The sequence below is a fragment of the Micromonospora sp. WMMD998 genome, from assembly GCF_029581235.1.
Taxonomy (GTDB): domain Bacteria; phylum Actinomycetota; class Actinomycetes; order Mycobacteriales; family Micromonosporaceae; genus Micromonospora.
Genome location: NZ_CP120740.1, coordinates 1,038,614 through 1,060,476 on the forward strand (window position 1 = coordinate 1,038,614; position 21,863 = coordinate 1,060,476).

Genomic DNA, 21,863 nt, shown 5'->3' on the forward strand with positions numbered 1-21,863 from the left:
AATGATGTGCGCGGCGTCAGCGCTTGCGGTCCTGACGGGACTTGAACCCGCGACCTCCGCCTTGACAGGGCGGCGAGCACTCCAACTGCTCCACAGGACCTGGCTGGTGTTGCCTCCGGCGTGAGCCGGATCGTGCCCCCAACGGGATTCGAACCCGTGCTACCGCCTTGAAAGGGCGGCGTCCTGGGCCGCTAGACGATGAGGGCGGCCCCGCCATCATTGCACACTCGCAACTTCAAGCGGACTTGCTCCCATCCGGCCCCGCCGGAGGCATGACGAGCATATGTCATGCCTCCTCCGACGGCCAAACCGGTATGGCCGCGTGCACATCACCGGGCAGAGTCGCAGCTCAGCGGCGGTGTCACCGCAGCCGGGCGATCCCGTACCGCCGCTTGAGACCCGGGATCAGGTGCCGGCAGGCGGCCATCGTCTGAGCCCGGTCACCGCCCGCGTCGTGCATCAACACGACCGAACCACGGTGGGTGGAGGACTCCACCCGCTTGATGATCTTCTGTGCCGGTGGGTGGTCCCAGTCCTGCGGGTCGACGCTCCAGTGCAACGGGCGCAGACCGAGCTGCCCGGCGACGGCGAGTTCCTCGGCGGTCCACCGTCCGCCGGGCTGGCGGAACCAGGTGATCGGCGCCTTCGGGGCCGCCTCGCGGATGACCCGGTTCGTCCGCTCCAGGTCGGCGCGGATCTCCGCGACCGGTCGCCGGCCGAGGTCGAGGTCGTGGCGCCAGCTGTGGTTGCAGAGCTGGTGGCCCTCCCGGACGATCTGGGCCACCAGCTCGGGGTAACGCTTGGCCTGCCTGCCGACCAGGCAGAACGTCGCGGTGACGTGGGCCGCCCGGAGCTGGGCCAGGATCTGGGGGGTGTAGCGGGGGTCCGGCCCGTCGTCGAAGGTGAGCGCCACCCCCGTGCTGCCGCTGCGCCGGTGCAGACCGGCCGGGAGCTTCTTGGGCAGCGGTCGCAGCTTCGGCTTCGGTGGTGGGGTGGTGCGGGTCGGCCGGGGTTTCGGGCTGGACGTCGGCTTCGGCGTGGATGTGGTGGAGGGTGGGGCGGCGACCTTCTCGGGAGTCTTACCCGAACCGCCGCAGCCGGCGACGAAAAGTACCAGGCCGAGGGCGAACGCCAGCACGGTGCGTGGACGCATCTGTCGCTCCCGGAGGGGTCGGGGTCAGACGGACTTTCCGACCGTAGTGGACGCCACCGCCAAGCGGGAGAGGGGGGCGTCAGCCCGCCGCCGACTGGTCGAGCGAGTCCCGGACGGCCACGGCCAGCGAGAGCGCCTCGGCCAGGTCGACCGGGCGGACCACCCCGGCCGGCAGCGAGTCCGCCCGCCAGCCCGGCCCGGCGGCCAGCACCAGCAGCGGCCGGCGGGGTACGGCCAGCAGCGCGGCGAGCTGGTGCGGGTCGGCGGTGGCGCGGGTGTGCGACCAGAGCACCACGGCCGCCGGCCCGGTCCGGTTGACCGCCTCGACCAGGGCGGCCACGGGCATCCGCGCGCCGAGCATGCGATAGCTCACACCGGCCTCGGCGAGCGCGGCGGCCAGCGCCTCCAACGGCAGGGAGTGTTGCTCCTCGTCGGCACAGGAGAGCAGGATCCGGGGCGGCCCGGCGGTCGGGTGTGCCCGGGCCACCGTGGCGAACGCCTCGGAGACGCACCGGGACACCAGGTGCTCCACCTCGATCAGCCCGGCGGTGGCCGCGTGCCGTTCCCCGATGCCGGCGAGCACCGGCCGCAGCAGCCCCTCCCAGGTCGCCACCACCCCGTCGGCGGCGACGGCGTCGGCGATGGTGCGGGTGATCGTCACCGAGTCCAGCCGCATGGCGGCCCGGGCCAGGCCACGCGCGACCGGCCCGGCCCGGCCGACCGGGATGGTGGTGCCGCCGCCGTCACGGACCGTCAGGTGACCGACCTTGGACCTGAGCCGTTCCGGCGGGCGTACGGTCGGCGCCTGCCGGGCCCACCGAGCCGCCTCGGCGGGTGCGACCCCCTCGGCGGTGAGCCGCCGCATGATCTCCAGGCGAGCGAGGTCGGCGGGCGTGTAGCGCCGGTGGTGGCCCGGCACGTGTTCGCTGGGACCGAGGCCGTAGCGCTGGTGCCAGGTACGCAGCGTGGTGACCGCCACGCCGAGCCGGCGCGCGACGGCCCCCGCGCTCAACGCCTCATCGGCCACCCGACCGCTCCGGTGCCTCGGTGGCCGGCGCGCCGGGCCGGAACGGGACGGCCGGGGCGGTCGGCACACCGGGCCGGGTCGGGTCGGCCGGGTGCAGCAGCCGATTCACCACGCCGCCCAGCCAGGGGGCGTACGTGCGGGGGTCGGCGTCGAGATCGGCCGCCACCGCCGCCGGATCGACCCAGCGCAGCTCGGCCACCTCGTCCGGGTCGGGTCGGGTGGGCAGGTCGGCGGGCACGTCGGCGCGCAGCACGTGGTCGTACTCGAACTCGACCCGACCGGTGGCCGGGTCCTCGGCGTAGTAGAGGTAGATCCCCACCTCGGCGAGGGCGAGCGGGCCGAGGCCGAGTTCTTCGGCGAGGCGGCGGTTGGCGGCCTCGACGAGCGACTGGCCGGGCAGCGGGTGCCCGCAGCAGGAGTTGGCCCAGCGCAGCGGGAACCGGGTCTTCACCGCGGCCCGCCGCTGGAGCAGCACCCGCCCGGCGGGGTCGACCAGGAGCACCGAGAAGGCCCGGTGCAGCCGGCCGGGCGGCTGGTGGGCGGTGGCCACGCTTGTCTCGCCGACGACCCGCCCACCATCGTCGACCAGCTCGACCAGGTGGTCCTCCCGCGCGGTCACGAACCCTCCCCGGTGATCCGGGCGGCGGCGAGCTTGCCGCTGATCAGCACCATCGGCACGCCCACGCCGGGTTGGGTGCCGGAGCCGACGAAGACCACGTTGCCCAGTGTGCGGTGCAGGTTCGACGGGCGGAACGGGCCGGTCTGGAAGAGGCTGTGCGCGGCGGCGAACGGGGTGCCGGCGGCCATGCCCTGCGCCGCCCAGTCGGCCGGGGTGACCGCGCGCAGCACCTCGATGCCGTCGCCGAAACCGACGTAGCCGCGTGTCTCCAGCGTGTGCACGAGATGGTCGGCGTAGCGCCGGGTGAGGTCACCGGGCCAGTCGAACGGGGCCCGGTCGAGGTTCGGCACCGGGGCCAGCACGTAGTAGGTGTGCTTCCCGGCCGGGGCCACCGACGGGTCGGTGCGGCTCGGGTTCGTCACCAGCAGCGACGGGTCGGTCATCAGCTCGCCTCGGCGGATCACCTCGTCGAACGTGCCCTTCCAGGCGCGTCCGAAGTGGATGTTGTGGTGAGCGATCTTGCCATAACCCTGCGTCGAACCGACGTGCAGCACCACGCAGGACGGCGAGTAGGTCAGCCGGCGCTGCCGGCTCTCCGGCAGCAACTCCCGGTAGGCGACCGGCAGGTCGGGGTTGAGCACCACCACGTCGGCGGGGACGAACTCACCGTCGGAGGTGATCACGCCGGTGGCCCGGCCGTGGGCGGTCTCCACCCGGGTCACCGTGGTGTCGTACCGGATCTGCACGCCGTGCTTCTCGGCCGCGCCGGCCATGCCGCGGGAGACCGCGTGGATGCCGCCGCGCGGGAAGCTCACGCCGGCCACCGAGTCGAGGTACGCGATGACGGTGTAGATGGCGAGCGCGTCGTGCGGCGACAGGCCGGCGTACATCGCCTGGAAGGAGAAGATCCGCTGGGTACGCGGGTCGCGGAAGAACTGGTTGATCTTTGTCTGGAGTCGCCGGAACGCGCCGTTGGCGAACAGCTTCAGCAGGTTGCCGGTGAGCAGGTCGGTCGGCGCGTCGAGGTTGCGCTCGATGAAGTCGGCCCGCTCCCACCGCCAGAGGTTGCGGGCGTAGTCGACGAAGCGCAGGTAGCCGTCCGCCTCGCGGGGGCCGCACACCCGGGAGATCTCGGCGGCCATCCGGGTGGTGTCGGTGATGACGTCGAGCGTCGACCCGTCCGGGTAGTAGGCGCGGTACGCCGGGTCGAGCGGGGTCAGGTCGAGCCAGTCGGTCAACTCCTCGCCGACCGCGCCGAGCGCCTCGGCGATCAGGTCGGGCATGGTGAGGACGGTCGGCCCGGTGTCGAACTCGTACCCGTCGACGCTGAGCCGTCCGGCGCGCCCACCCGGCACCGGCTCGCGTTCCAGCACGGTCACCTGCCGGCCGCTGCCCGCCAGGTGCAGCGCGCAGGCCAGCCCACCCAGCCCGGCGCCGACCACGACGACGCGGTCGGTCCGTCCGTCGACGGTGCGCATTCCGGCTCCGTTGGTCACGAGGTTGCTCATCAGGACCGCCGTTCGGTGGCTGCGGTGGCGAGACCGGTGAGCGCGGTGCGCGCCGTCTCGTCGATGGGTGCGGTGTCGAGCGCGGACAGCGCCTCGGCCACCCGTTCGGAGATCATCCGTTCCACCCGGGCGGCGGCGCCGGTGTCCCGCACCACGTCGGCCAGCCGGGTCAGCTCGCGCGCGCCGCCTACCGAACCGGCCCGGTCCAGGGCGCGGCGCTGGGCCGGGTCGGCGAGCTGCCGGGCCAGCATGAGCAGCGGGGTCGGCTTGCCGGTGCGCAGGTCGTCCCCGGCCGGCTTGCCGGTGGTGGCCGGGTCGCCGAAGACGCCGAGCAGGTCGTCCCGGAGTTGGAACGCCTCGCCGACGGCCAGCCCGTAGCGGGTGTACGCGGCGGTCAGCGGGCCGTCCGCGTCGGCGCCGGCCAGGCCGGCGCCGAAGAGCAGGGGGCGCTGGACGGTGTAGCTGGCGGTCTTGTAACGGGCCACCCGCAGCGCCCGGTCGACCGACCAGTTCGCCGCGTCGTGTTCGCCGAGCACGTCCAGGAACTGCCCGGCGACGGTCTCCACCCGCATCTGGTCGTAGCAGCGGCGCACGTCGAGCAGCCGGTCGGGCGGCACGGCGGCACGCCCCATGAGCCGGTCGGCCCAGACCATGCAGAGGTCGCCGACGAGCACGGCGACCGCCTCGCCGTACCGGTCGGGGTCGCCGGTGTGCCCGGCGGCCCGGTGCCGGGCGGCGGCGGCCCGGTGCGCGGTGGGTCGGCCGCGCCGGACGTCGGAGGCGTCCATCACGTCGTCGTGCACGAGCGCGAAGGTGTGCAGCAGTTCCAGCGCGGACAGGGCGGGCAGCACCGAGGACAGCGGCCCGTCGCCGCCGACCACCCCGCGCCAGCCCCAGTAGGCGAACGTCGGACGCACCCGCTTGCCGCCGGCGAGCACGGAGTCACGGGCGGTCGCGGCGAAACCGCCCATCGCCGCGTCGATCTCGGCGAGTGCGTCGACTTCCGCGGCCAGGAACGCCGCCAGGGTGTCGTCGACGCCGGTGACCAGGTCTTGGGTGAACGCGGCCAGGACGCCGTGGACCGGATCGTCAGTCGCTTCCGGCTGTGCCGGCGCGACGCGGAGCGCATTATCCGCAACTGCGTCGTTGGCCATGTGGAGGAGCGTACCCTAGGCTCACGAGTTGCGTCGATTTCTGCGTCGAAACCGAGGAGGGGCCGGTGGACACCGATCTCACCGCTGCCTATGACCGCTGTCGCGAGCTGCACCGGCGTCACGGCCGCACCTACTATCTCGCCACCCGGCTGCTCCCCGCATGGAAACGACGGCATGTGCACGCGCTGTACGGGTTCACCCGCTACGCGGACGAGATCGTCGACCGCACCGAGGACCTGCCGCCCGCCGAGCGCGCCGCCCGCCTGCGCGAGTGGTCCGACCGTTTCGTCGCCGGGCTGCACGGCGCGTCGGTCGACGACCCGCTGCTCCCCGCGGTGCTGCACACCATCGCCGTGTTCGACCTCGACCGCGACGACTTCGCGTCGTTCCTGCGCAGCATGGCGATGGACCTGACGGTCACGTCGTACCCGACCTACGACGACCTGCTCGACTACATGGAGGGCTCGGCCGCCGTCATCGGCACCATGATGCTGCCGATCCTGGGCAGCTCCGACCCGGCCGCCGCCCGGGAGCCGGCCCGGCAGCTCGGGTTCGCGTTCCAACTCACCAACTTCATCCGGGACGTCGCCGAGGACCTCGACCGGGGCCGGACCTACCTGCCCGACGAGGACCTGGCCAAGTTCGACCTGACCCGCGACGACCTGCTCGCCGCCCAGGCCGCCGGCCGCGCCACGCCGGCGATCCGCGAGCTGATCGAGTACGAGGTGACCCGGGCGCAGGCCCACTACCTCGCCGCCGCGCCGGGCATCCCGCTGCTCCACCCGGCCTCGCAGGCGTGCATGCGCACCGCGTACGCGCTCTACGGCGGAATCCTCGACGAGGTGGCCGGGCAGGGTTTCGACGTCTTCGTCCGCCGGGCCCTGGTGCCGCAGCGGCGGCGGCTGGCGGTGGCCGCGCGGGCGCTGCTCACACCCGCCGGCACGCCGGTGCGGGTGCCCGGCCCGGCGCCGGCGTCGGCCGTGGCCGGATGACCGAGCGTACGGCGGTCGTGCTCTTCACCCGCGACCTGCGGGTGCACGACCACCCGGCGCTGGCCGCGGCGGCCTCGGCGTTCGACCGGGTGGTGCCGCTGTACGTGCTCGACCCGACGCTCGCGAAGCTCTCGCCGAACCGCACCCGGTTCCTGCACCAGAGCCTGGCCGAGCTGCGCGAGACGCTCCGCCGACGCGGCGGCGACCTGGTGGTGCGGCGCGGCGACCCGGTGGCCGAGACCGTCAAGCTGGCCCGGAAGGTGGGCGCCGAGGGCATCGGGCTCTCCGCCGACGTGAGCCGCCACGCCCACCGCCGGGAACGCCGCCTGCGCGAAGAGTGCGACAGGCACCGGATGTTCCTGCGGCTCTTCCCCGGGCTGACGATCGTCGACCCGGGCGCGCTCCGGCCCACCGGCGGCGACCACTACCGGGTGTTCAGCCCCTACTTCCGCGCCTGGCAGGGGGTCACGCGCCGGGAGGAACTCGCCGCGCCGAAGCGGATCCGGCTCCCCGGGGACGTCGACCCGGGCCGGCTGCCGGAGCCGCCGAAGGGCGACAGCCCGGACGCCGCCGAGGGCGGGGAGAGCGTCGCCCGGCGTCGCCTCACCGCGTGGCTGCCCACCCTCGACCGCTACGACGACATCCACGACGACATGGCCGGCGACGACACCTCCCGGCTCAGCCCGTACCTCCGATGGGGTTGCGTCTCCCCGCTGGCGGTGGCCAACCGGGCCGGCGACCGCGACGGGCCGTTCGTCCGGCAGCTCTGCTGGCGCGACTTCTACCACCAGGTCGTCGCCGGTTTCCCGGGCCTGAGCACGACGGCGTACCGGCGGGGCGCCCGGGAGGACTGGCGGGACGACCCGGCCGCGCTGGCGGCCTGGACCGAGGGACGCACCGGGATGCCGATCGTGGACGCCGGCATGCGGCAACTGCGCACCGAGGGGTGGATGCACAACCGCGCCCGGCTGATCACCGCCGGCTACCTGACCAAGCACCTCGGGCTGGACTGGCGGCCCGGGCTGGAGGTCTTCTTCCGCTGGCTGCTCGACGGCGACCGGGTCAACAACTCGGGCAACTGGCAGTGGGTGGCCGGCACCGGCAACGACACCCGGCCGTACCGGGGCTTCAACCCGGTGCGGCAGGCCGAACGGTACGACCCCGACGGCGCGTACGTGCGGCGGTGGGTGCCGGAGCTGGAGTCGGTGGCCGGCAAGGCGGTGCACCAGCCGTGGCGGCTGCCCGACGAGGTACGCCGCACGCTCGACTACCCGCCCCCGCTGGACGTGCCCGGCGCCGACCCGGTCTGGATGCGCTGACCGCACCCGGTCACAGGCAGGAGTGCAACACCTCGGCCAGCTCGTCCACCCGGTCGTGCTCGGCCAGCCGGGCCGTCACGTACGCGAGGGTGTAGCCGCGCTCCGGGTCGGCCCAGGCGCTGCTGCCACCGATCCCGCCCATGCCCCAGCTTCCGTCCGGCTCCCACTGCATGCCGAGCGTCCAGTGCGCCGTCCGGTCCAGCACCAGGTCCGGGCCGGCGTACTGGACCCGGGTGGCCTCGGCGACCAGCTCCGGGCTCACCAGGCGTACCCCGTCGAGGGTGCCGCCGGCGAGCAGGCCCGCGTAGAACCGGGCCAGCGCCGACGCGGTGGCGTGCAGGTTCACCGCCGGAATCTCGGCGGCCCGCCAGCGGTCACCGTTCACCACCGCCACGTCCCGCCCACCCGGCGGATTGTCCAGCGCCCGCGCCCGCAGCGAGCCCGGCTCGCCGCGGGTACGGTCCGGCCAGGCCGGATCGCCGTACGACAGGTCGGCGCACCGCCGCCGGTCGACCGGACCCAGCCCGAACGCCAGGTCGAGGCGCCACGGGCCGGCGATCTCCTCGGCCAGGAAGCGCCCCACCGACCGCCCGTCCACCCGCCGGACCAGCTCGCCCACCAGGTGCCCGTACGTCCAGGCGTGCTCGCCCGCGACGGTGCCCGGCGTCCACTCCGGTTCGGCCGCGGCCAGGTCGGCGCAGAGCAGCCCCCAGTCGGTGATCGCCGCGGCCGGCCGGGGCACCGGGAAGGCGGGCAGGCCGGCGGTGTGGTCGAGCACCTGCCGCACGGTGGCCGGGGTGCGGAACTCCGGCCAGTAGGTGGTCACCGGCGCGTCCAGGTCGACCCGTCCCCGGTCGACCAGCAGCAGCAGGCAGAACGCCACCACCGGCTTGCCCACCGAGTAGACGTCGACCAGTGTGTCGGGCCGCCACGGCCGATCCGCCCCGACGACGGGCACGACCGTGCCGGGCGGGACCACGGCGCGGGTGCCACCCACCAGGTCCACCACCGGACCGCCGTCGCACCGGACGGAGAGCGCCGCGCCGGTCTCCCGGCCGGCGGCGAAGAGATCGTGGAAGGCGTCCCGGACCGGGGCGAAGCGCGCGTGCATCCGGTCACGGTAGGCGGTCGCGCGGTTGACCGGGACGGAATTCCGGCCCGGTCCGGTGGCCGCCGAGCGGTGCGGTGCGGAATGCTGGCGGAATGGCAGAGCCGGAACTGGTGGACGTGGTCGTGGTCGGGCTCGGGGTCGGCGGCGAGGAGGTGGCCGGGCGACTCGCCGAGGCCGGGCTCGACGTGGTCGGCATCGAGCGGGACCTGGTCGGTGGCGAATGCCCCTACTGGGGCTGCGTGCCGAGCAAGATGATGATCCGGGCGGCCAACGCGCTGGCCGAGGCGCACCGGGTCAACGAGCTGGCCGGGTCCGCGCAGGTGCGCCCCGACTGGGCGCCGGTGGCGAAGCGGATCCGCGAGGAGGCCACCGACACCTGGGACGACAGGGCGGCGGTGGACCGTTTCACCGGCAAGGGCGGCCGGTTCGTGCGCGGCAGCGGCCGGCTCGACGGCCCGAACCGGGTCCGCGTCGGAGACCAGGTCTTCGAAGCCCGCTTCGGGGTGGTCCTCGGCACCGGCACCCGGCCCTCGGTCCCGCCGATCGACGGGCTGGCCGACACGCCCTACTGGACCAACCACCAGGCCATCGAGGTCGAGGAGCTGCCCGGCACGCTGCTGGTGCTCGGCGGCGGCGCGATCGGCCTGGAGCTGGCCCAGGTGTTCGCCCGGTTCGGCGTCCGGGTCACCGTCGTCGAGGCGTCCGACCGGGTGCTCGCCGTCGAGGAGCCGGAGGCGTCCGCGCTCGCCGCCGAGGCGCTACGCGCCGACGGGGTGGAGATCCACACCGGGGTCAAGGCCGGCCGGGTCAGCCACGACGGTGACACCTTCACCATCCACGCCGACGGCGTCACGTTCACCGGCGAGAAGCTGCTCGTGGTGACCGGCCGCCGGGCGCACCTGGAGGAGTTGGGCCTGGACGCGGTCGGCGTGGACGCCGGGCAGCGCTACCTGCCGGTCAACGACCGGATGCACGTCACCGACGGCATCTGGGCGGTCGGCGACCTCACCGGCGAGGGCGCGTTCACCCACATCGCCATGTACCAGGCCGGCATCGTGGTGGCCGACGTGCTAGACCACATGCGGCGCGGCAAGGGCGGCCCGGACGCCAGCGGCACCGCGAGCGTGGTCGGCGGCGCGGCCGGCGTGGTCAGCGCGGTCGGCGGCGCGATGAGCGCGGGCGGACCGACGGCCGCCCCGGGCAGCGTCCCGGTCGCCGACTACCGGGCGTTGCCCCGGGTCACGTTCACCGACCCCGAGGTGGGTGCGGTCGGCCTGACCGAGCAGCAGGCCCGCGACCGGGGCGTCAACGTCCAGGTCGGCCACACCGACCTGACCTCGTCGACCCGGGGCTGGATCCACAAGACCGGCAACGCCGGCTTCATCAAGCTGGTCGCCGACGCCGACCAGGGCGTGCTCGTCGGCGCCACCTCGGCCGGCCCGGCCGGCGGCGAGGTGCTCTCCGCGCTTGTGGTGGCCGTGCACGCGGCGGTGCCGATCAGCCAGCTCCGGCACATGATCTACGCCTACCCGACGTTCCACCGGGCGATCGAGGACGCGCTGCGCAACCTGAAGTGAGCGGTCAGCCGGCCGGCGCGCCGTGCCGGCCGGCCCCGGCGGCGAACCGGCCGGCGCCGCGCACCCCGTCCACCGCCAGCGACTCCATGCCGTAGGCAAGCTCCACCGCGAACGCCTCCGGCTCGGGTCGGCCGGCGCCGCCGAGCACCGCCGCCCGGTCGTTGCGCAGGCAGGTCTGCGGATGCCGGGCGATCTCGGCGGCCAGCCGCTCGGCCTCCGCCCGGGCCGCGCCCGGCGCGACCAGCCGGTTGACCAGACCCATCGCGTACGCCTCGTCGGCCGGCACCGGACGCCCGGTGAGGATCAGGTCCATCGCCCGGCTCTCCCCGATCAGCCGGGGCAGCCGGACCGTCCCACCGTCGACAAGTGGCACGCCCCACCGCCGGCAGAACACCCCGAGCGTGGCGTCCGACTCGGCGACCCGCAGGTCGCACCAGAGCGCCAGCTCCAGACCGCCGGCCACGGCGTACCCGGAGATCGCGGCGACGACCGGCTTGGACAGCGACATCCGGGTGGGACCCATCGGGCCGTCGCCCTCGGCCTCGACCCGGTTGCCGCGCGGCGTGCCGATCGCCTTGAGGTCGGCGCCGGAGCAGAACGTGCCGCCCGCGCCCCAGAGCACGGCGACCGCCGCGTCCGGGTCGGCGTCGAACGCGCGGAACGCGTCGGCGAGCGCCCGGGCGGTCGGCCCGTCCACCGCGTTACGGGCCTCCGGCCGGTCCAGGATCACCGTGGTCACGCCACCCGCACGTTCGACGCGAACCCCCACCCCCCAAGCATGCCCGCCCCACCACCCACCGCGCCACCGGCGCGGCCCCGGCCCGGCCCGGCCCGGCGGAGCAGATTCACGGAAACAGTGCTCATCCCGTGTCGGATGAGCACTGTTTCCGTGAATCAGGCGGCCCGCTTCTATCCGGCGGCTTGTCGGCGTACTCCCGTTTCGTGGTCAGCGTTCCGCGAGGTCGAGGCGGACCAGGGGGAGGCGGGCGTCCACGTCGGCCGGCAGCGGGCCGTCGCCGGTCAGTTCGGGGATGCCGAGGGTACGGCCCAGCGCCGCGGCGGCCCGCCGGTGCCGCTGCCGGTAACGCGCCAGCCGTTGCCGGACCTCCTCGCCGGCCAACACCGTCGCCCGCGCCGGGACACCCCGGTCCGGGCCGGTCCACACCCGTACCGCCGGATCCGCGCGCACGTTGCGGAACCACTGCGAGCCCGGGCCGTAGCCGGAGGCGAGGAAAAGCGCGCCCGGCTCCCGGTCGACCACCTCCAGCACCACGTACCGGGGCAGGCCGGACCGGCGGCCACGGTGCTCCAGCATCATCAGCCGGCGGCCGAGGAACCGGCCGAGACCGTGCCGGTAGAGCGGGATCGGCGCGCGGGCGAGCCAGCGGGGGATGCGACGGCGGGCCATGCCGTCGACCGTACGCCGCTCGGTGGGCAGCTTTTTCCCCGGCGTCCGGTTTGGGTGCTCGCCGTCCGGGAAGTCGGACCAGGTGCGCGAACTACTGACGAAGCTCGAACAGGCATCCGGTCTCGACCGGGTGGGTGACCGGTGGCAGCGCGTCGTCCAGGGCACGCTGCGCTCGCACCGGGTCCGGGACGCGCTGCACGGCGTCTGGTTGGGACATCCGCTGCACCCCGCGATGGTGCAGGTGCCGGTCGGCGCGTGGATCTCCGCCGCCGTGGTGGACCTGCTGCCCGGCCAGCGTCGGGCCGCCACCGCCCTGGTCGGGCTCGGCACGGTCAGCGCGTTGCCGGCCGCGGTCGCCGGCTGGAACGACTGGGCCGCGCTCTCCCGCGACCAGCGCCGGGTCGGGCTGGTGCACGCCGGGGCCAACATCGTCGGCCTGACCCTCTACGCCGGCTCGCTCGCGGCCCGGCTCAACGGGCGGCACGGGCTCGGCCGGGCCCTCGCGTACCTGGGGCTGTCCGCGGCGAGCGGCGGCGCGTACCTGGGTGGACACCTCGCCTACAAGCAGGGGGCCCAGGTCAGTCAGAGCATCTCCGAGCTGCACCTGATCGGCGACGGCTGGCATTCGGTGGGCGACCTGAGCGACCTGCCGCAACGCGAACCGGTGACCCGGACGATCGACGACGTCTCGGTGCTCCTCTACCGGCACGGCGACGACGTCACCGTGATGCTCGAACGCTGCCCGCACCAGAGCGGCCCGCTCGGCGCGGGTGAGGTGCAGCAGATCGACGGCCACGCCTGCGTGGTCTGCCCGTGGCACGGCAGCGCGTTCCGGCTGGACAGCGGCGAGGTGGCGCGCGGTCCGGCCGCCAACGACCAGGTCGTGCTCCCCACCCGCGTGGTCTCCGGCCGGGTCGAGGCCCGCCTGCCCTGACCGGGGCCGGCTCAGTCCCGGCGGTGCCGCCCGTTGCCGAGCGCGCGCGCCGTCGCCGGCCGGCGACGCAGCCCGAGGACCGCGCCGATCTGTGCCCCCACGATGCTTGCCACCGCCAGCACCGCCGAGATGGCGAGCGGACGGTTGATGCCCTCCTCGGCCGTGGCCCGGGACGCCCCCGCCGCCATGGCCGGCGGCTGCCCCTCCGGCGCTTCCACGGTGGGCGTGGTGTCCTGCGCGGACGTGTCCGGCGCGGGACTCGGCGCCGTCGAGGACGTGCCGCCCTCGGCGGGCTTCGGCGCGGTCGCGGACGCGCCGCCCTCGGCCGGCTTCGCCGGTGCGGGCCGGGCCGGGCGCACCACGAGCCGACCGGCGGCGTGCCGCCGCGCGCCGTCGTCCACCGCGCCGCCGGGCAGCTCGATGAGCTGGCCGGGGCGGATCCGGTCCGGGTCGGCGAGCCGGTTCATCCGGGCCAGCTCCCGGTAGCGGTCGAAGTCGTCCAGGTAGCGGTCGGCGACCGCACCCAGGTAGTCACCCTTCGCCACCCGGTACACGGCCGGGCCGGTGGCGTCCGGCGCGGCCCGTGTCGGTGTGGCGAGGTGCGGCGCCGCGTACGCCGTGCTGACGGCCGGGGCGGCGACCGCCGGCTGCGGGGCGGTCAGCGCGGCGGCGCTCGCCGCGGCCGGGCTGGCCGCCAGGATCAGCGCCACCGAACCGACGAGCGCGGCGGCGGCCCGCTGCTGGCGACGCATCCCGGGCAGCTTCGGCGCGGGCCGGCGCACCGCCGATGCCAGCAGCTCCACCACCACGGAGAACGCGAACGTGGCCCACCCGAACCAGCCCACCACGGCGAGCGCCCGCAGGAAGAGCTGCCCGTCGTCGCGGCTTGTCAACGCCGTGCCCGCCTCGGCCAGCGTGGGCAGGTGGTCGGGCAGCGGGTTGCCGGCGAAGGCCAGCAGCGCGATCGGCCCGCCGGCCAGCACCCCGACGAGCACGACGAGCGCGCCGAGCCCGGTGAGGACCTGCCCGGCGCGGCGGACGGCGGAGCGTCCCGGTGCACCCATGGCGACCTTCCTTCCTACGGTCCGGTGAGCCCCCGAGCGGTGGCCTCACCGGTGACGGTGGCGGTCTTCTGCACGCCGAAGAGACCGAGCAGGTCCCGGCGGTAGGTGATCCGGACGCGTACCCGGATCTGGGTCTCGACGCCGACCACGGGGAAGTCGACCTCGTGGCCGGTCACGCCGCCGGCGGCCTTCAGGTAGTCGGCGACGGCCTTGCGGGCGGCGACCTGGTCGATCCGCTTCGGGCCGCCGTCGATGGCGCTCGCGCGGTCGATCATCTGGCCGCCGCTGCGGGCCGCCTCGGCGGCCAGGTTGTCGGCGCGTTGCAGCGTGCGCAGTTGCCCGGCGCCGTCGTAGGCGAGGCTGACGATCGCCAGCACGCCGGTCATCGCCACCGCCAGGAAGAGGCTCACCCGGCCGCTCTCCGCGCCGCGCCGCGTCATCCCCGGCTCCGGTAGGTGTCGAGCGGGGAGGTGAAGCGCGCCGAGACGGTCTTGCCGCCCGGCACCCCGGGCAGCCCGGGCGCGCGCATGTCCTCGAAGGAGACCGTGCAGGTCACCGTCACCGTGACGGTCGCCGGCACGCCGGCGGCGCTGCGGTACGCCCGGTTGAAGCTGGTCGACATGCCGGCCACCGAGCCGGTCAGGTCCAGCCTCGGCGGGGCGGTGCAGCGCAGCCCGGACCAGTTGAGCTGGTCATGGGCCGCCTGCTCGGCCGCTTTCCGGCCGTCGGCGGCGGTCCGGGCGAGCGAGGCGGCCCGGGCGGCGTCGTGCGCGGCGGACTCCACCGCCTCGTCGGCGACGGCGGTCCGGCCGACCACCCCGGCCAGCACCATCAGCCCGATGAAGGCGGGGGCGAGCACCGCCACCTCGATCGAGACGGAACCTCGGTCCCGGGGCACCGGCCTCACCCCGTCCAGCGTTCGGTGGGGCCGTGCGCGGTCTGCGCGACCTCGAAGTCGACGCCGGGGACGACCGACAGGGACCGCCCGCGCACCGTGCAGGTGACGTCGGTGGCGGTCGCCTCGCAGGTCGGGCCGGTCTTGTCCCAGCCGACGAGCCAGTCACCGGAGCGGCGCAGGAAGTCGGTGGCCCGGTCCCGCCCGGCGTCCGGCGCGGCGTCGTACGAGCGTTGGGCGTTCACCCCGGTCTGGGCCGCGTTGAGCGCGGTGGACCGGGCGACGAACCAGACGGCGACCTGGATCGAGCCGAAGAGCAGCACCAGGATCGCCGGCATCACCACGGCCAGTTCGACCGGGTTGGCACCCCGCTCGCGCCCGCCCGCGGCGAGGCGGGCGCGCAGCGTGGCGGCGATCCGCCCCGGGCCGCGCGGACCCGCCCGGCCGGCGGGTGCCGGCCGGTTCCGGACCGTACGGGCGGGGCGGGACGTCACTTGGGCTCCACCGGCGCCTCGTTGTCCGGGATGGCGTCCATCCAGTTGTTCGCTTTGGCCAGGGCGTATCCAGTGACCGCGATGGCCACCGCGACCAGGCCGAAGATGATGACGGCGGTCGGCACCGGGCTGTCGCCACGCTCGGCGCGGTGCCGCAGTTCGGCGAGGCGGCTCCGGACCGTCGCGTAGACGTAGGTGCTGAGGAGTTGCATGGCCTTCTCCTTCTCGGGGGTTGTCACAGGCGGGCGATGAACGGATAGACGGCGAAGCCGAGCAGGACGAAGACCAGCAGCGAACCGGGGATGTCCAACTTGCTGGTCACCCCCTCGGCGCGGGTCAGGTTGTCGGTGCGGATCTGGTCCCGCAGCGAGTCGGCGCGGGCGCGCAACGTCTCGTGCACCTGGGCGCCCTCGCTGCCGGAGGACCGCATGATGGCGCCCACGTCGCCCAGCTCCGGGATGCCGATCCGGTCGGCCAGCTCCTGCAACTCGTCCCACGGCGAGTGCATCTGGAGCTGGGCGAGCCGCAGCGCCTCCCGGATCCGGTCGAAGACCCAGCCGTCGCAGACCGTCGCCGCGCGTTCCAGCGACTGCACCGGGCCGTGCGCGGCGGAGAGCTGCAACGCCACCAGGTCGAGGTAGGTGCAGACGGCCTGCCGGAACTCGTCCCGGGCGGCGTCCGCCTTGCTCAGCACCGAGTGGTGCGCGAACAGGCCGGCGAGCAGCGCCATCCCGAGGCTGGCCAGCACCGGTACGACCACCGGCACGGACACGCCGCCCAGGAAGAGCACGGCCGAGACGACCGCCGGGGTGGCGAAACCGATGAGCGCGGAGAGCAGCACCGACAGGGCGTACTGCTCGGGGGTCCGGTCGAGCAGGGCGAGCTGCCGGGTCGGCGGGCGCAGCCAGCGGGCGAAGCCGCCGAGCCAGTCCGGCCCGGCGCCGGCCACCGGGGCCTGACCGGGCGGCTGGTGCAGCCGGCGCAGCGCCGGACCGAGCGCCGGGGTGGCCGGCAACGCCTCGCGGACCACGAGGAACAGACCGAGCCCGACCGCCGCCCCGCCGAGCACGGCCAGCACGAGCTGCCAATTCATGATCACCGGGCCGGCCTCTCGTTCGCGACTGCGGGGCTCGCAAGCTCACTCCTCGCGCTCACGCGATCGCCTCCTCCAGGTCGGGGGCCGGCAGGAAACGCGCCGGGCGCGGCGGCTGGCTCATCGACCGCACCCAGACCAGCAGCCCGATGAAGGCCGCGCCGAGCACCGCCATCACGAGCTGCCCGGTCAAGGTCCCGTAGGGGCGGATGTAATCGCCGTTCACCAGCCCGTACGCGAGCGTCGCCAGCGTCATCCCGGTGAGGAAACGCACCGCGAACCGGGGCTGGGTCCGCTTCGCCTCGACCTCGCGCCGGGTGGCCACCTCGGCGGAGGCCGCGCCGGCGATCGAGCCGAGCACGTCACCGAGGCGCTCGCCCCGGTCGGTCAGGTGCAGGATCAGCGCGGCCACCACCTGGTCGGCGACCGGGTCGGCGATCTCGTCGGCGAACGCCAGCAGCGCCGACTTGGCCAGCCAGCCGGCCTGGAGGCGGGCGGCGAGCGTGCGTACCTCCTCCTGGATCTCCTCCGGCGCGGTGGTGATGGTGCCGACGATGGCCTGCTGGAGCCCCTGCCCGGTGGCGGAGATGTCCTTGAGCCGCCGGGTCCACTCGCCGACCGCCTCGACCCGGGCGATGGCCCGCTGCTCGGCCCGGCCGACGGCGAACAGCCACGGCACCCCGGGCACCGCGAGCGCCACCAGCAGGCCCACCACCGGCAACCCGGTGATCAGGAACGCCAGTGCCCCGGCGGCCACGGCACCGCCCAGCAGGAGTTGGTGGCGTCGCCGGTCGGCGCTGCTGGCCCCGGATCCGGTCCAGAGTCGGCTCAGGCCCGGCCCGGCGTCGCCCGGTGTCGACCTGGGCGGCCGGCGGGTGCCGACCAGCGCGACCACGGCGAGCACCAGCCCGGCCACACAGGCGGCGCCCGACACCAGCGCGATCAGCTCGATCTGCGTCATGCCGGCCCTCCGCCCGGCCGCCGCCCGAGGCGGGTGTGGCGGGGCCGCCGCCAGGCGCCGACGCCGGCCTCGACGAACCGGGTGAGCAGCCGGGCGTCGTAGCCGACGCGCAGCAGTTGGTCGCGGATCCGTTCGGGCAGGTGGCGGGGGACCGCCCGGCCGTCCGGCCCCGGGCCGAAGACGGTGGTGGTGGTGATCCGGTTGCCCTCGCCGACGCCGATGACCTCCTCGACGTGCGAGACGAAGCGGTGCTTGCGACCGCCGATCGCGGTCTCGTCCTCGACCGTGACGTAGACGATCAGGTCGAGCGCGTTGCCCGCCATCCGGCGGGCCTGGTCGACGGTCATCTCCCGGCCGTGGGACAGCGCCAGCTCGATGATGCGTTCGCTTACCCCGGCCGGGGTACGGGCGTGGATGGTGCACATCGACCCGCGGCTGGTGGTCATCGCCTGGAGCATCGGCACGATCTCCCGGGACCGCACCTCGCCGACGATGATCCGCAGCACGCCCATCCGCAGCGACACCGGGATCAGGTCGGCGATGCTCACCTCACCCGCGGGTCGCCCGTCCGCGCCGCGCTCGCCGTGCCCCTCCCGGGACTCGAAGCTCATCACCGCCCGGTGCTTGTGCCCGCGCCGCGCCGGCAGCAGCTCCCGGCTCTCCTCCAGCAGCACGTACGGCTCGTCGGCCGGGATGTCGTCCATCAGCGCCCGGATGACAGTGGTCTTGCCGGCTCCGGCCAGCCCGGCGACCATGATGTTCAGCCCGGCCCGCATGGACGCGCGGAGGAAGTCGCGCAGCAGCGGGTCGATCATCTCGTCCAGGTCGGGCCGCCCGCCGGCGATGTCCTCCAGGCTCACGTCGAGCGTGTTGTGCTTGCGGATCACCGCGTAGGGACGGTGGCTGACCAGGAAGACCGCGGCGAGCCGGCTGCCGTCGGGCAGTTGCAGGTCGAGCGTGGGCTTGGAGGTGGAGAGCGACCGTTCGGTGGCGCCGGCCCGGCGGGCCGCCGCCTGAAGGATCTCCACCAACTCGTCGTCGCTGTCGGCGATCGGTTCGGCCCAGTCGACGCCGCCGCCGTGCCGGGTGATGCGCACCTGGTCGCAGCCGAGGATGTGCACCTCCTCGATGGTCTCGTCGACGAGCAGCGTCTGGAGTCGGCCCAGCCCGACCAGTTCGGCGGTCACCTGGTCGAGCAGCAGCCGCTCCGCGTCGGCGGGCATCGGCGTGCCCGCCCGGCGTACCGAGTCGGCGTACGCGGAGACCACCGCGACGGCCAGCCGGGCCCGCTCGGTCTCCTCGGCGTCGGCGTCGAACTCCCGCCCGCGCTGCCAGTGGGTGAGCCGCTCGCTCAGCTCCCGGCGCAGCTCGCGGACCACCGCGAAGTCGACCCGGGGGCGGGGCGGTGGCGCGGGCGGCGCGGCGGGGAGGGCCGGGCCGGCGACGTGGTGCCGCCCGTTCGGCGGGGCCAGCGGCGGGACCGTGGAGACGACCCCGGGCTGTTGCCCGCGTGGGTCGTGCGAGACCGGCTCAAACCGCACCGGGCACCTCCGGCGCGAGCGGTGCGCTCACCGCGCGGGCGGGGGTCGCGCCGGGCCAGGCCAGCCGGGCCTGCCGCCGGTCCAGCAGCGCCCGGACCGGCACCTCGAGCGCGCCGGCCGCGCGCATGAGCGGCCGACCGGCGCGTACGGTGCCGCCGTGCGCGAGCACCTCGGCGGTACGCGGGTCGTGCGGCAGCCGGGCGATCACCGGCAGCCGCAGCGCCTTGCTGATCTCGCTGGTGCCGTGCCCGTCCCCGACCACCAGCAGCCGCAGGTTGCCGGGCGGGACGCGGTGTTCGGTGAGGTCCCGTTCGATCGCCCGGACGGTGGCCCGGGTGGCGGAGAGGTCGGGCAGGTGCGCGCGGGTGACGAGCAGCACCACCGCGGCGGCCCGCAGCAGTGGCCATGGCGGACCGTCGACCGCCAGCCGGCCACAGTCGACGAGCACGTCGTAGGGGGGTACGCCACGGTCCAGCCCGGTGAAGTAGTCGGCGAAGCGCTGCCAGAGCGGCACCACGCTGCCGGCCTGCGCCGGGTCGACCACGCCGGGCAGGAGCAGCCGTTCGCGGCGCGGCGCGTCCAGGTCGACGAGTTGCGACCAGAACGCGGTCTCCAGGCTGCCGTCGCGCAGCTCACCGACGGCCAACTCGCCGATGCCGCGCGGGCCGTCGAGCGTGCCGCCCAGGTAGCCGGCGAGGATCGAGCCGCCCGCCGGGTCGCACTCGGCCAGCACGAGCCGGCGGTGCCAGCTCAGCGCCGCGGCCAGCGCGGTGGTGGTGACGCCGGGCGAACCCTTCGCCGACACCAGGGCGATGATCGCCATCAGGCGGCCTCGACCAGCACGAGCGCGACCCGGTCGTCCGAGGCCAGTGCCACCACCGCCGGCACGTCCCGGACGGCCAGCGCCAGGTAGACCACCACGTCATTGCTCGCCGGCACGGCGGTGTCGATCACGGTGGCCTCGAACCGGGTGCCGCCGCGGGTCGCCCCGGCGCCGCTGGTGCTGGTGTCCGGCGTGCTGACCAGCAGCACCTTGTCGCCGGGGTGCAGTTTGCGGGCCGGCACCTGGTCGGCGGCCAACCCCAGCGCGATCTGCTGCTGGCCGGGGCCGAGCAGGGGGGCTTCGGTGAGCTGGGTGGTGGTGAGCAGCGTCCCGGGGGTGAGCCGGACGGCGGCCCGCAGGCCGAGCAGGTCCTTCATCCGGGCGGCGGGCACCGGCCGCAGCTCGCGCCCGCCGGAGAGTTGGACCGGCACCAGGTCGTCGGCGGTGATCTGCTGCCCCACCTCGACCGGGCGGGCCACCGCCAGGTAGGTGCCGGTGGACCGCACCGAGGTGACCGCGAACGCGGCGCCCAGCCCACCGAGCGCGATCAGCAGGATCGCCAGGCCGAGCAGGCCGGGTCGGATCCGTCGCTGCCGGACCACCTTGGGCGGCGCCACCGGCGCCTCCATCGGGGTCCCGTTCCGGGACGCCACCATGCTCATCGGGTCACCACCTGGAGTTCGTTGATCTGCACCGGGACCACACCGCTGACCCGGGTCTGGTAGATCCGGCCGCTCTCGCCACCGCTCGACGACCACTCGACGGTCCAGTAGGCGGTGGCGTAGACCTGGTAGGTGTCCGCCTTCGGGTAGCCGTCGGGCAGGCCGCAGTCGGGTGAGGCGGACCCGGCCCGTGGCCCGTCCGCCTTGTAGGGCGTGCCCGGCCCGTCGCACTCGACGTCGAGGCCGTCGGCCATGTGCCAGACGATCCGGGTCACCGTCGCGGTGATCTCCACGGTCAGACCCCGCTCCGAGGCCGAGGCGGACAGCGGCCCGAAGTAGGACTTGCCGGGGCTGGCCCACATCCACACCGGCAGGCCGACCAGCCCGGGCCCCTTGCTGCGGCGGGGCGCGACCGCCGTCCGCGGGGGCAGCAGCGAGATCGACGCGAGGGCACGGCGGGCCAGCTCCTCCGGGTCGGGTGGCGTGCCGTAGCCGGGCGGCGGGGCGGCGAGCAGGACGTTCACCTGGTTGCCGAGGCCGCCGTAGCAACTGGCCGTATACCACTGCTGACCCTCGGGAGCGGGATCCTGCGGCGAGGCGAGCTTGTAGTAGCAGCCGCCGTCGTTGTCGAACCAGCCGAGGATGTCGTCGTAGCAGGGGACGACCCGGCTCTCCCACTGGCACTTGGCGGTGCCGCCGTCGTTCCCGCCCCCGCCGCCGGGGTCCCCGCCACCACCCGGCCCGCCGCCTCCGCCCGGGATCGGCGGGTCGTCGTCCCAGACGTCGCAGTCGACCTGGTCGGGGGTGCAGGAGCCGCCCGGGTCGGCGGCCCGCGCGGGCGCGCCGGCGAGCGTCAGGAGCGCGACCAGGCCGACGGCGAACCACCGGCGGGGCGTCCCGGCCCGGCGGGCCGGGACGCCCTCGCCTCCCCAGGTCAGCACGGCTGGTCCCGGTGCGCGGCGCCGGTCTTGACCAGCCAGCGGCCGTCCGGATAGCGGGCCGCGGTGGCGGTGGCCAGGTAGCGCCCGCCGCGGGTGCCGGGCACCGTCTTGCGGTCCTTGGCGTAGACGAGCCGGTAGCCGGTCGAGTCCAGGCAGTCCTGGATCTCGACGGTGGGCAGCGGGGCGGTCAGGTCGACCGAGACGACGGTGGGGTCGGAAACCAGTTTTCCGGTACGCATCGCGCCGTGCTCCTTCGCGTCACGAATTGCCAGCCGAACCTGGGTCAGCAGCGGGTCGGCCAGAAAACGTGCCAGTGCGGGGTGGCCGGGATCGCTGCGTGCGCTCGCTGCCCGGGACGCGGCGAGATAGCCGGAATAGGCGGCCAGTGCCGATTTTTCGGCCGCCTTCTCCTCGGCGGCGGAATGGGTGGCCGGTGCGGTGGTGCCGTCGGCGAGCGGGCGGACGGCCACCTCGGGCTCGGTGCCGCACCCGGCTACGCCGACCAGCAGCGCGATGCTGAGCAGGCAGCTTTCCCATCGGCGGGATTGCCATGTGCGCAACGCCGAGCCCTCCTCGGTGCCGGCCCG

24 protein-coding genes and 2 tRNA genes are annotated in these 21,863 nt (G+C 74.7%); 4 read left to right on the forward strand and 22 right to left on the reverse strand.

Annotated features, from left to right (window positions below):
- Nucleotides 1–26 precede the first annotated feature (26 nt).
- The 7 genes from O7619_RS04855 to O7619_RS04885 all read right to left on the reverse strand — a co-directional run bounded on the left by O7619_RS04855 (nt 27) and on the right by O7619_RS04885 (nt 5,461).
- Nucleotides 27–100: transfer RNA gene (locus O7619_RS04855), tRNA-Asp, on the reverse strand.
- Between the two features lie 33 nt (nt 101–133).
- Nucleotides 134–206: transfer RNA gene (locus O7619_RS04860), tRNA-Glu, on the reverse strand.
- Between the two features lie 155 nt (nt 207–361).
- A complete protein-coding gene (locus O7619_RS04865) occupies nt 362–1,153 on the reverse strand; it encodes a polysaccharide deacetylase family protein (RefSeq protein ID WP_282285961.1) in 792 nt (263 codons plus the stop codon).
- 79 nt (nt 1,154–1,232) lie between these two features.
- Nucleotides 1,233–2,180, reverse strand: coding sequence for a MerR family transcriptional regulator (locus O7619_RS04870; protein WP_282285962.1), 948 nt, complete (start codon nt 2,178–2,180; stop codon nt 1,233–1,235).
- Entirely contained in the window at nt 2,170–2,799 is a 630-nt protein-coding gene (idi, locus tag O7619_RS04875) for an isopentenyl-diphosphate Delta-isomerase (protein WP_282285963.1), read from the reverse strand. Before idi ends, O7619_RS04870 begins: the two co-directional genes overlap by 11 nt.
- Entirely contained in the window at nt 2,796–4,277 is a 1,482-nt protein-coding gene (gene crtI / locus O7619_RS04880) for a phytoene desaturase family protein (RefSeq protein ID WP_282288673.1), read from the reverse strand. Before crtI ends, idi begins: the two co-directional genes overlap by 4 nt.
- A gap of 29 nt (nt 4,278–4,306) precedes the next feature.
- Nucleotides 4,307–5,461 carry a polyprenyl synthetase family protein gene (locus tag O7619_RS04885; protein WP_282285964.1) on the reverse strand — a complete coding sequence of 385 codons (1,155 nt, stop codon included), beginning with the start codon at nt 5,459–5,461 and terminating at the stop codon, nt 4,307–4,309.
- 65 nt (nt 5,462–5,526) lie between these two features.
- On the opposite strand from O7619_RS04885, the gene O7619_RS04890 reads away from it, so the two are divergent.
- Complete coding sequence (locus O7619_RS04890) at nt 5,527–6,453, forward strand: phytoene/squalene synthase family protein (protein ID WP_282285965.1); 927 nt, start codon at nt 5,527–5,529, stop codon at nt 6,451–6,453.
- Nucleotides 6,450–7,772, forward strand: a complete 1,323-nt coding sequence (locus O7619_RS04895; RefSeq protein ID WP_282285966.1) for a deoxyribodipyrimidine photo-lyase — start codon at nt 6,450–6,452, stop codon at nt 7,770–7,772. Before O7619_RS04890 ends, O7619_RS04895 begins: the two co-directional genes overlap by 4 nt.
- A 10-nt stretch (nt 7,773–7,782) precedes the next feature.
- Here O7619_RS04895 and O7619_RS04900 read toward each other — a convergent pair whose 3' ends face one another.
- On the reverse strand, nt 7,783–8,883 hold the full coding sequence (locus tag O7619_RS04900) for a serine hydrolase domain-containing protein (RefSeq protein WP_282285967.1): 1,101 nt from the start codon (nt 8,881–8,883) through the stop codon (nt 7,783–7,785).
- 92 nt (nt 8,884–8,975) lie between these two features.
- Here O7619_RS04900 and O7619_RS04905 point away from each other — a divergent pair, with 92 nt between their 5' ends.
- A complete protein-coding gene (locus O7619_RS04905) occupies nt 8,976–10,460 on the forward strand; it encodes an FAD-dependent oxidoreductase (protein WP_282285968.1) in 1,485 nt (494 codons plus the stop codon).
- 4 nt (nt 10,461–10,464) lie between these two features.
- On the opposite strand, the gene O7619_RS04910 is transcribed toward O7619_RS04905, so the two are convergent.
- Nucleotides 10,465–11,229, reverse strand: coding sequence for a crotonase/enoyl-CoA hydratase family protein (locus tag O7619_RS04910; RefSeq protein ID WP_282285969.1), 765 nt, complete (start codon nt 11,227–11,229; stop codon nt 10,465–10,467).
- Between the two features lie 177 nt (nt 11,230–11,406).
- Nucleotides 11,407–11,868, reverse strand: a complete 462-nt coding sequence (locus O7619_RS04915) for a nitroreductase family deazaflavin-dependent oxidoreductase (protein ID WP_282285970.1) — start codon at nt 11,866–11,868, stop codon at nt 11,407–11,409.
- 82 nt (nt 11,869–11,950) lie between these two features.
- On the opposite strand from O7619_RS04915, the gene O7619_RS04920 reads away from it, so the two are divergent.
- A complete protein-coding gene (locus tag O7619_RS04920; protein ID WP_282285971.1) occupies nt 11,951–12,802 on the forward strand; it encodes a Rieske 2Fe-2S domain-containing protein in 852 nt (283 codons plus the stop codon).
- 11 nt (nt 12,803–12,813) lie between these two features.
- Here the strand turns inward: O7619_RS04920 and O7619_RS04925 are convergent, their stop codons facing one another.
- The 12 genes from O7619_RS04925 to O7619_RS04980 all read right to left on the reverse strand — a co-directional run bounded on the left by O7619_RS04925 (nt 12,814) and on the right by O7619_RS04980 (nt 21,836).
- Nucleotides 12,814–13,866, reverse strand: a complete 1,053-nt coding sequence (locus O7619_RS04925) for a LysM domain-containing protein (protein ID WP_282285973.1) — start codon at nt 13,864–13,866, stop codon at nt 12,814–12,816.
- A 14-nt stretch (nt 13,867–13,880) separates the two neighbouring features.
- Nucleotides 13,881–14,306 (reverse strand): hypothetical protein, encoded by a 426-nt coding sequence (locus O7619_RS04930; RefSeq protein WP_282285975.1) that lies wholly within the window; start codon nt 14,304–14,306, stop codon nt 13,881–13,883.
- Complete coding sequence (locus O7619_RS04935) at nt 14,303–14,782, reverse strand: TadE/TadG family type IV pilus assembly protein (RefSeq protein WP_282288677.1); 480 nt, start codon at nt 14,780–14,782, stop codon at nt 14,303–14,305. Before O7619_RS04935 ends, O7619_RS04930 begins: the two co-directional genes overlap by 4 nt.
- Nucleotides 14,770–15,177 carry a TadE/TadG family type IV pilus assembly protein gene (locus O7619_RS04940; protein ID WP_282288678.1) on the reverse strand — a complete coding sequence of 136 codons (408 nt, stop codon included), beginning with the start codon at nt 15,175–15,177 and terminating at the stop codon, nt 14,770–14,772. Before O7619_RS04940 ends, O7619_RS04935 begins: the two co-directional genes overlap by 13 nt.
- A gap of 74 nt (nt 15,178–15,251) precedes the next feature.
- Nucleotides 15,252–15,467, reverse strand: a complete 216-nt coding sequence (locus O7619_RS04945) for a hypothetical protein (RefSeq protein WP_282285976.1) — start codon at nt 15,465–15,467, stop codon at nt 15,252–15,254.
- Between the two features lie 23 nt (nt 15,468–15,490).
- Nucleotides 15,491–16,348 carry a type II secretion system F family protein gene (locus tag O7619_RS04950; RefSeq protein WP_282288679.1) on the reverse strand — a complete coding sequence of 286 codons (858 nt, stop codon included), beginning with the start codon at nt 16,346–16,348 and terminating at the stop codon, nt 15,491–15,493.
- 58 nt (nt 16,349–16,406) lie between these two features.
- Nucleotides 16,407–17,309, reverse strand: a complete 903-nt coding sequence (locus O7619_RS04955; RefSeq protein WP_282285977.1) for a type II secretion system F family protein — start codon at nt 17,307–17,309, stop codon at nt 16,407–16,409.
- Nucleotides 17,306–18,850: a CpaF/VirB11 family protein gene (locus O7619_RS04960; RefSeq protein WP_282285978.1), complete on the reverse strand. Its 1,545-nt coding sequence runs from the start codon at nt 18,848–18,850 to the stop codon at nt 17,306–17,308. The genes O7619_RS04955 and O7619_RS04960 overlap by 4 nt, the downstream gene beginning before the upstream one ends.
- The gene (locus O7619_RS04965) at nt 18,840–19,673 is read right to left on the reverse strand and encodes a ParA family protein (RefSeq protein ID WP_282285979.1); all 834 of its coding nucleotides are present in this window, start codon (nt 19,671–19,673) and stop codon (nt 18,840–18,842) included. The genes O7619_RS04960 and O7619_RS04965 overlap by 11 nt, the downstream gene beginning before the upstream one ends.
- Nucleotides 19,673–20,335 carry an SAF domain-containing protein gene (locus O7619_RS04970; protein ID WP_282285981.1) on the reverse strand — a complete coding sequence of 221 codons (663 nt, stop codon included), beginning with the start codon at nt 20,333–20,335 and terminating at the stop codon, nt 19,673–19,675. The genes O7619_RS04965 and O7619_RS04970 overlap by 1 nt, the downstream gene beginning before the upstream one ends.
- The gene (locus O7619_RS04975) at nt 20,332–21,276 is read right to left on the reverse strand and encodes a hypothetical protein (RefSeq protein WP_282285983.1); all 945 of its coding nucleotides are present in this window, start codon (nt 21,274–21,276) and stop codon (nt 20,332–20,334) included. Before O7619_RS04975 ends, O7619_RS04970 begins: the two co-directional genes overlap by 4 nt.
- Nucleotides 21,270–21,836, reverse strand: coding sequence for a hypothetical protein (locus tag O7619_RS04980; RefSeq protein WP_282288681.1), 567 nt, complete (start codon nt 21,834–21,836; stop codon nt 21,270–21,272). The genes O7619_RS04975 and O7619_RS04980 overlap by 7 nt, the downstream gene beginning before the upstream one ends.
- Nucleotides 21,837–21,863: the final 27 nt, after the last annotated feature.

Bases quoted from the DNA above. Each gene is read 5' to 3' on its own strand.
- O7619_RS04865 (WP_282285961.1), bottom strand. From the start codon at position 1,153: ATGCGTCCACGCACCGTGCTGGCGTTCGCCCTCGGCCTGGTACTTTTC.
- crtI (WP_282288673.1), bottom strand. From the start codon at position 4,277: ATGCGCACCGTCGACGGACGGACCGACCGCGTCGTCGTGGTCGGCGCC.
- O7619_RS04885 (WP_282285964.1), bottom strand. From the start codon at position 5,461: ATGGCCAACGACGCAGTTGCGGATAATGCGCTCCGCGTCGCGCCGGCA.
- O7619_RS04895 (WP_282285966.1), top strand. From the start codon at position 6,450: ATGACCGAGCGTACGGCGGTCGTGCTCTTCACCCGCGACCTGCGGGTG.
- O7619_RS04900 (WP_282285967.1), bottom strand. From the start codon at position 8,883: ATGCACGCGCGCTTCGCCCCGGTCCGGGACGCCTTCCACGATCTCTTC.
- O7619_RS04905 (WP_282285968.1), top strand. From the start codon at position 8,976: ATGGCAGAGCCGGAACTGGTGGACGTGGTCGTGGTCGGGCTCGGGGTC.
- O7619_RS04915 (WP_282285970.1), bottom strand. From the start codon at position 11,868: ATGGCCCGCCGTCGCATCCCCCGCTGGCTCGCCCGCGCGCCGATCCCG.
- O7619_RS04925 (WP_282285973.1), bottom strand. From the start codon at position 13,866: ATGGGTGCACCGGGACGCTCCGCCGTCCGCCGCGCCGGGCAGGTCCTC.
- O7619_RS04930 (WP_282285975.1), bottom strand. From the start codon at position 14,306: ATGACGCGGCGCGGCGCGGAGAGCGGCCGGGTGAGCCTCTTCCTGGCG.
- O7619_RS04945 (WP_282285976.1), bottom strand. From the start codon at position 15,467: ATGCAACTCCTCAGCACCTACGTCTACGCGACGGTCCGGAGCCGCCTC.
- O7619_RS04950 (WP_282288679.1), bottom strand. From the start codon at position 16,348: ATGAATTGGCAGCTCGTGCTGGCCGTGCTCGGCGGGGCGGCGGTCGGG.
- O7619_RS04955 (WP_282285977.1), bottom strand. From the start codon at position 17,309: ATGACGCAGATCGAGCTGATCGCGCTGGTGTCGGGCGCCGCCTGTGTG.
- O7619_RS04965 (WP_282285979.1), bottom strand. From the start codon at position 19,673: ATGGCGATCATCGCCCTGGTGTCGGCGAAGGGTTCGCCCGGCGTCACC.
- O7619_RS04970 (WP_282285981.1), bottom strand. From the start codon at position 20,335: ATGAGCATGGTGGCGTCCCGGAACGGGACCCCGATGGAGGCGCCGGTG.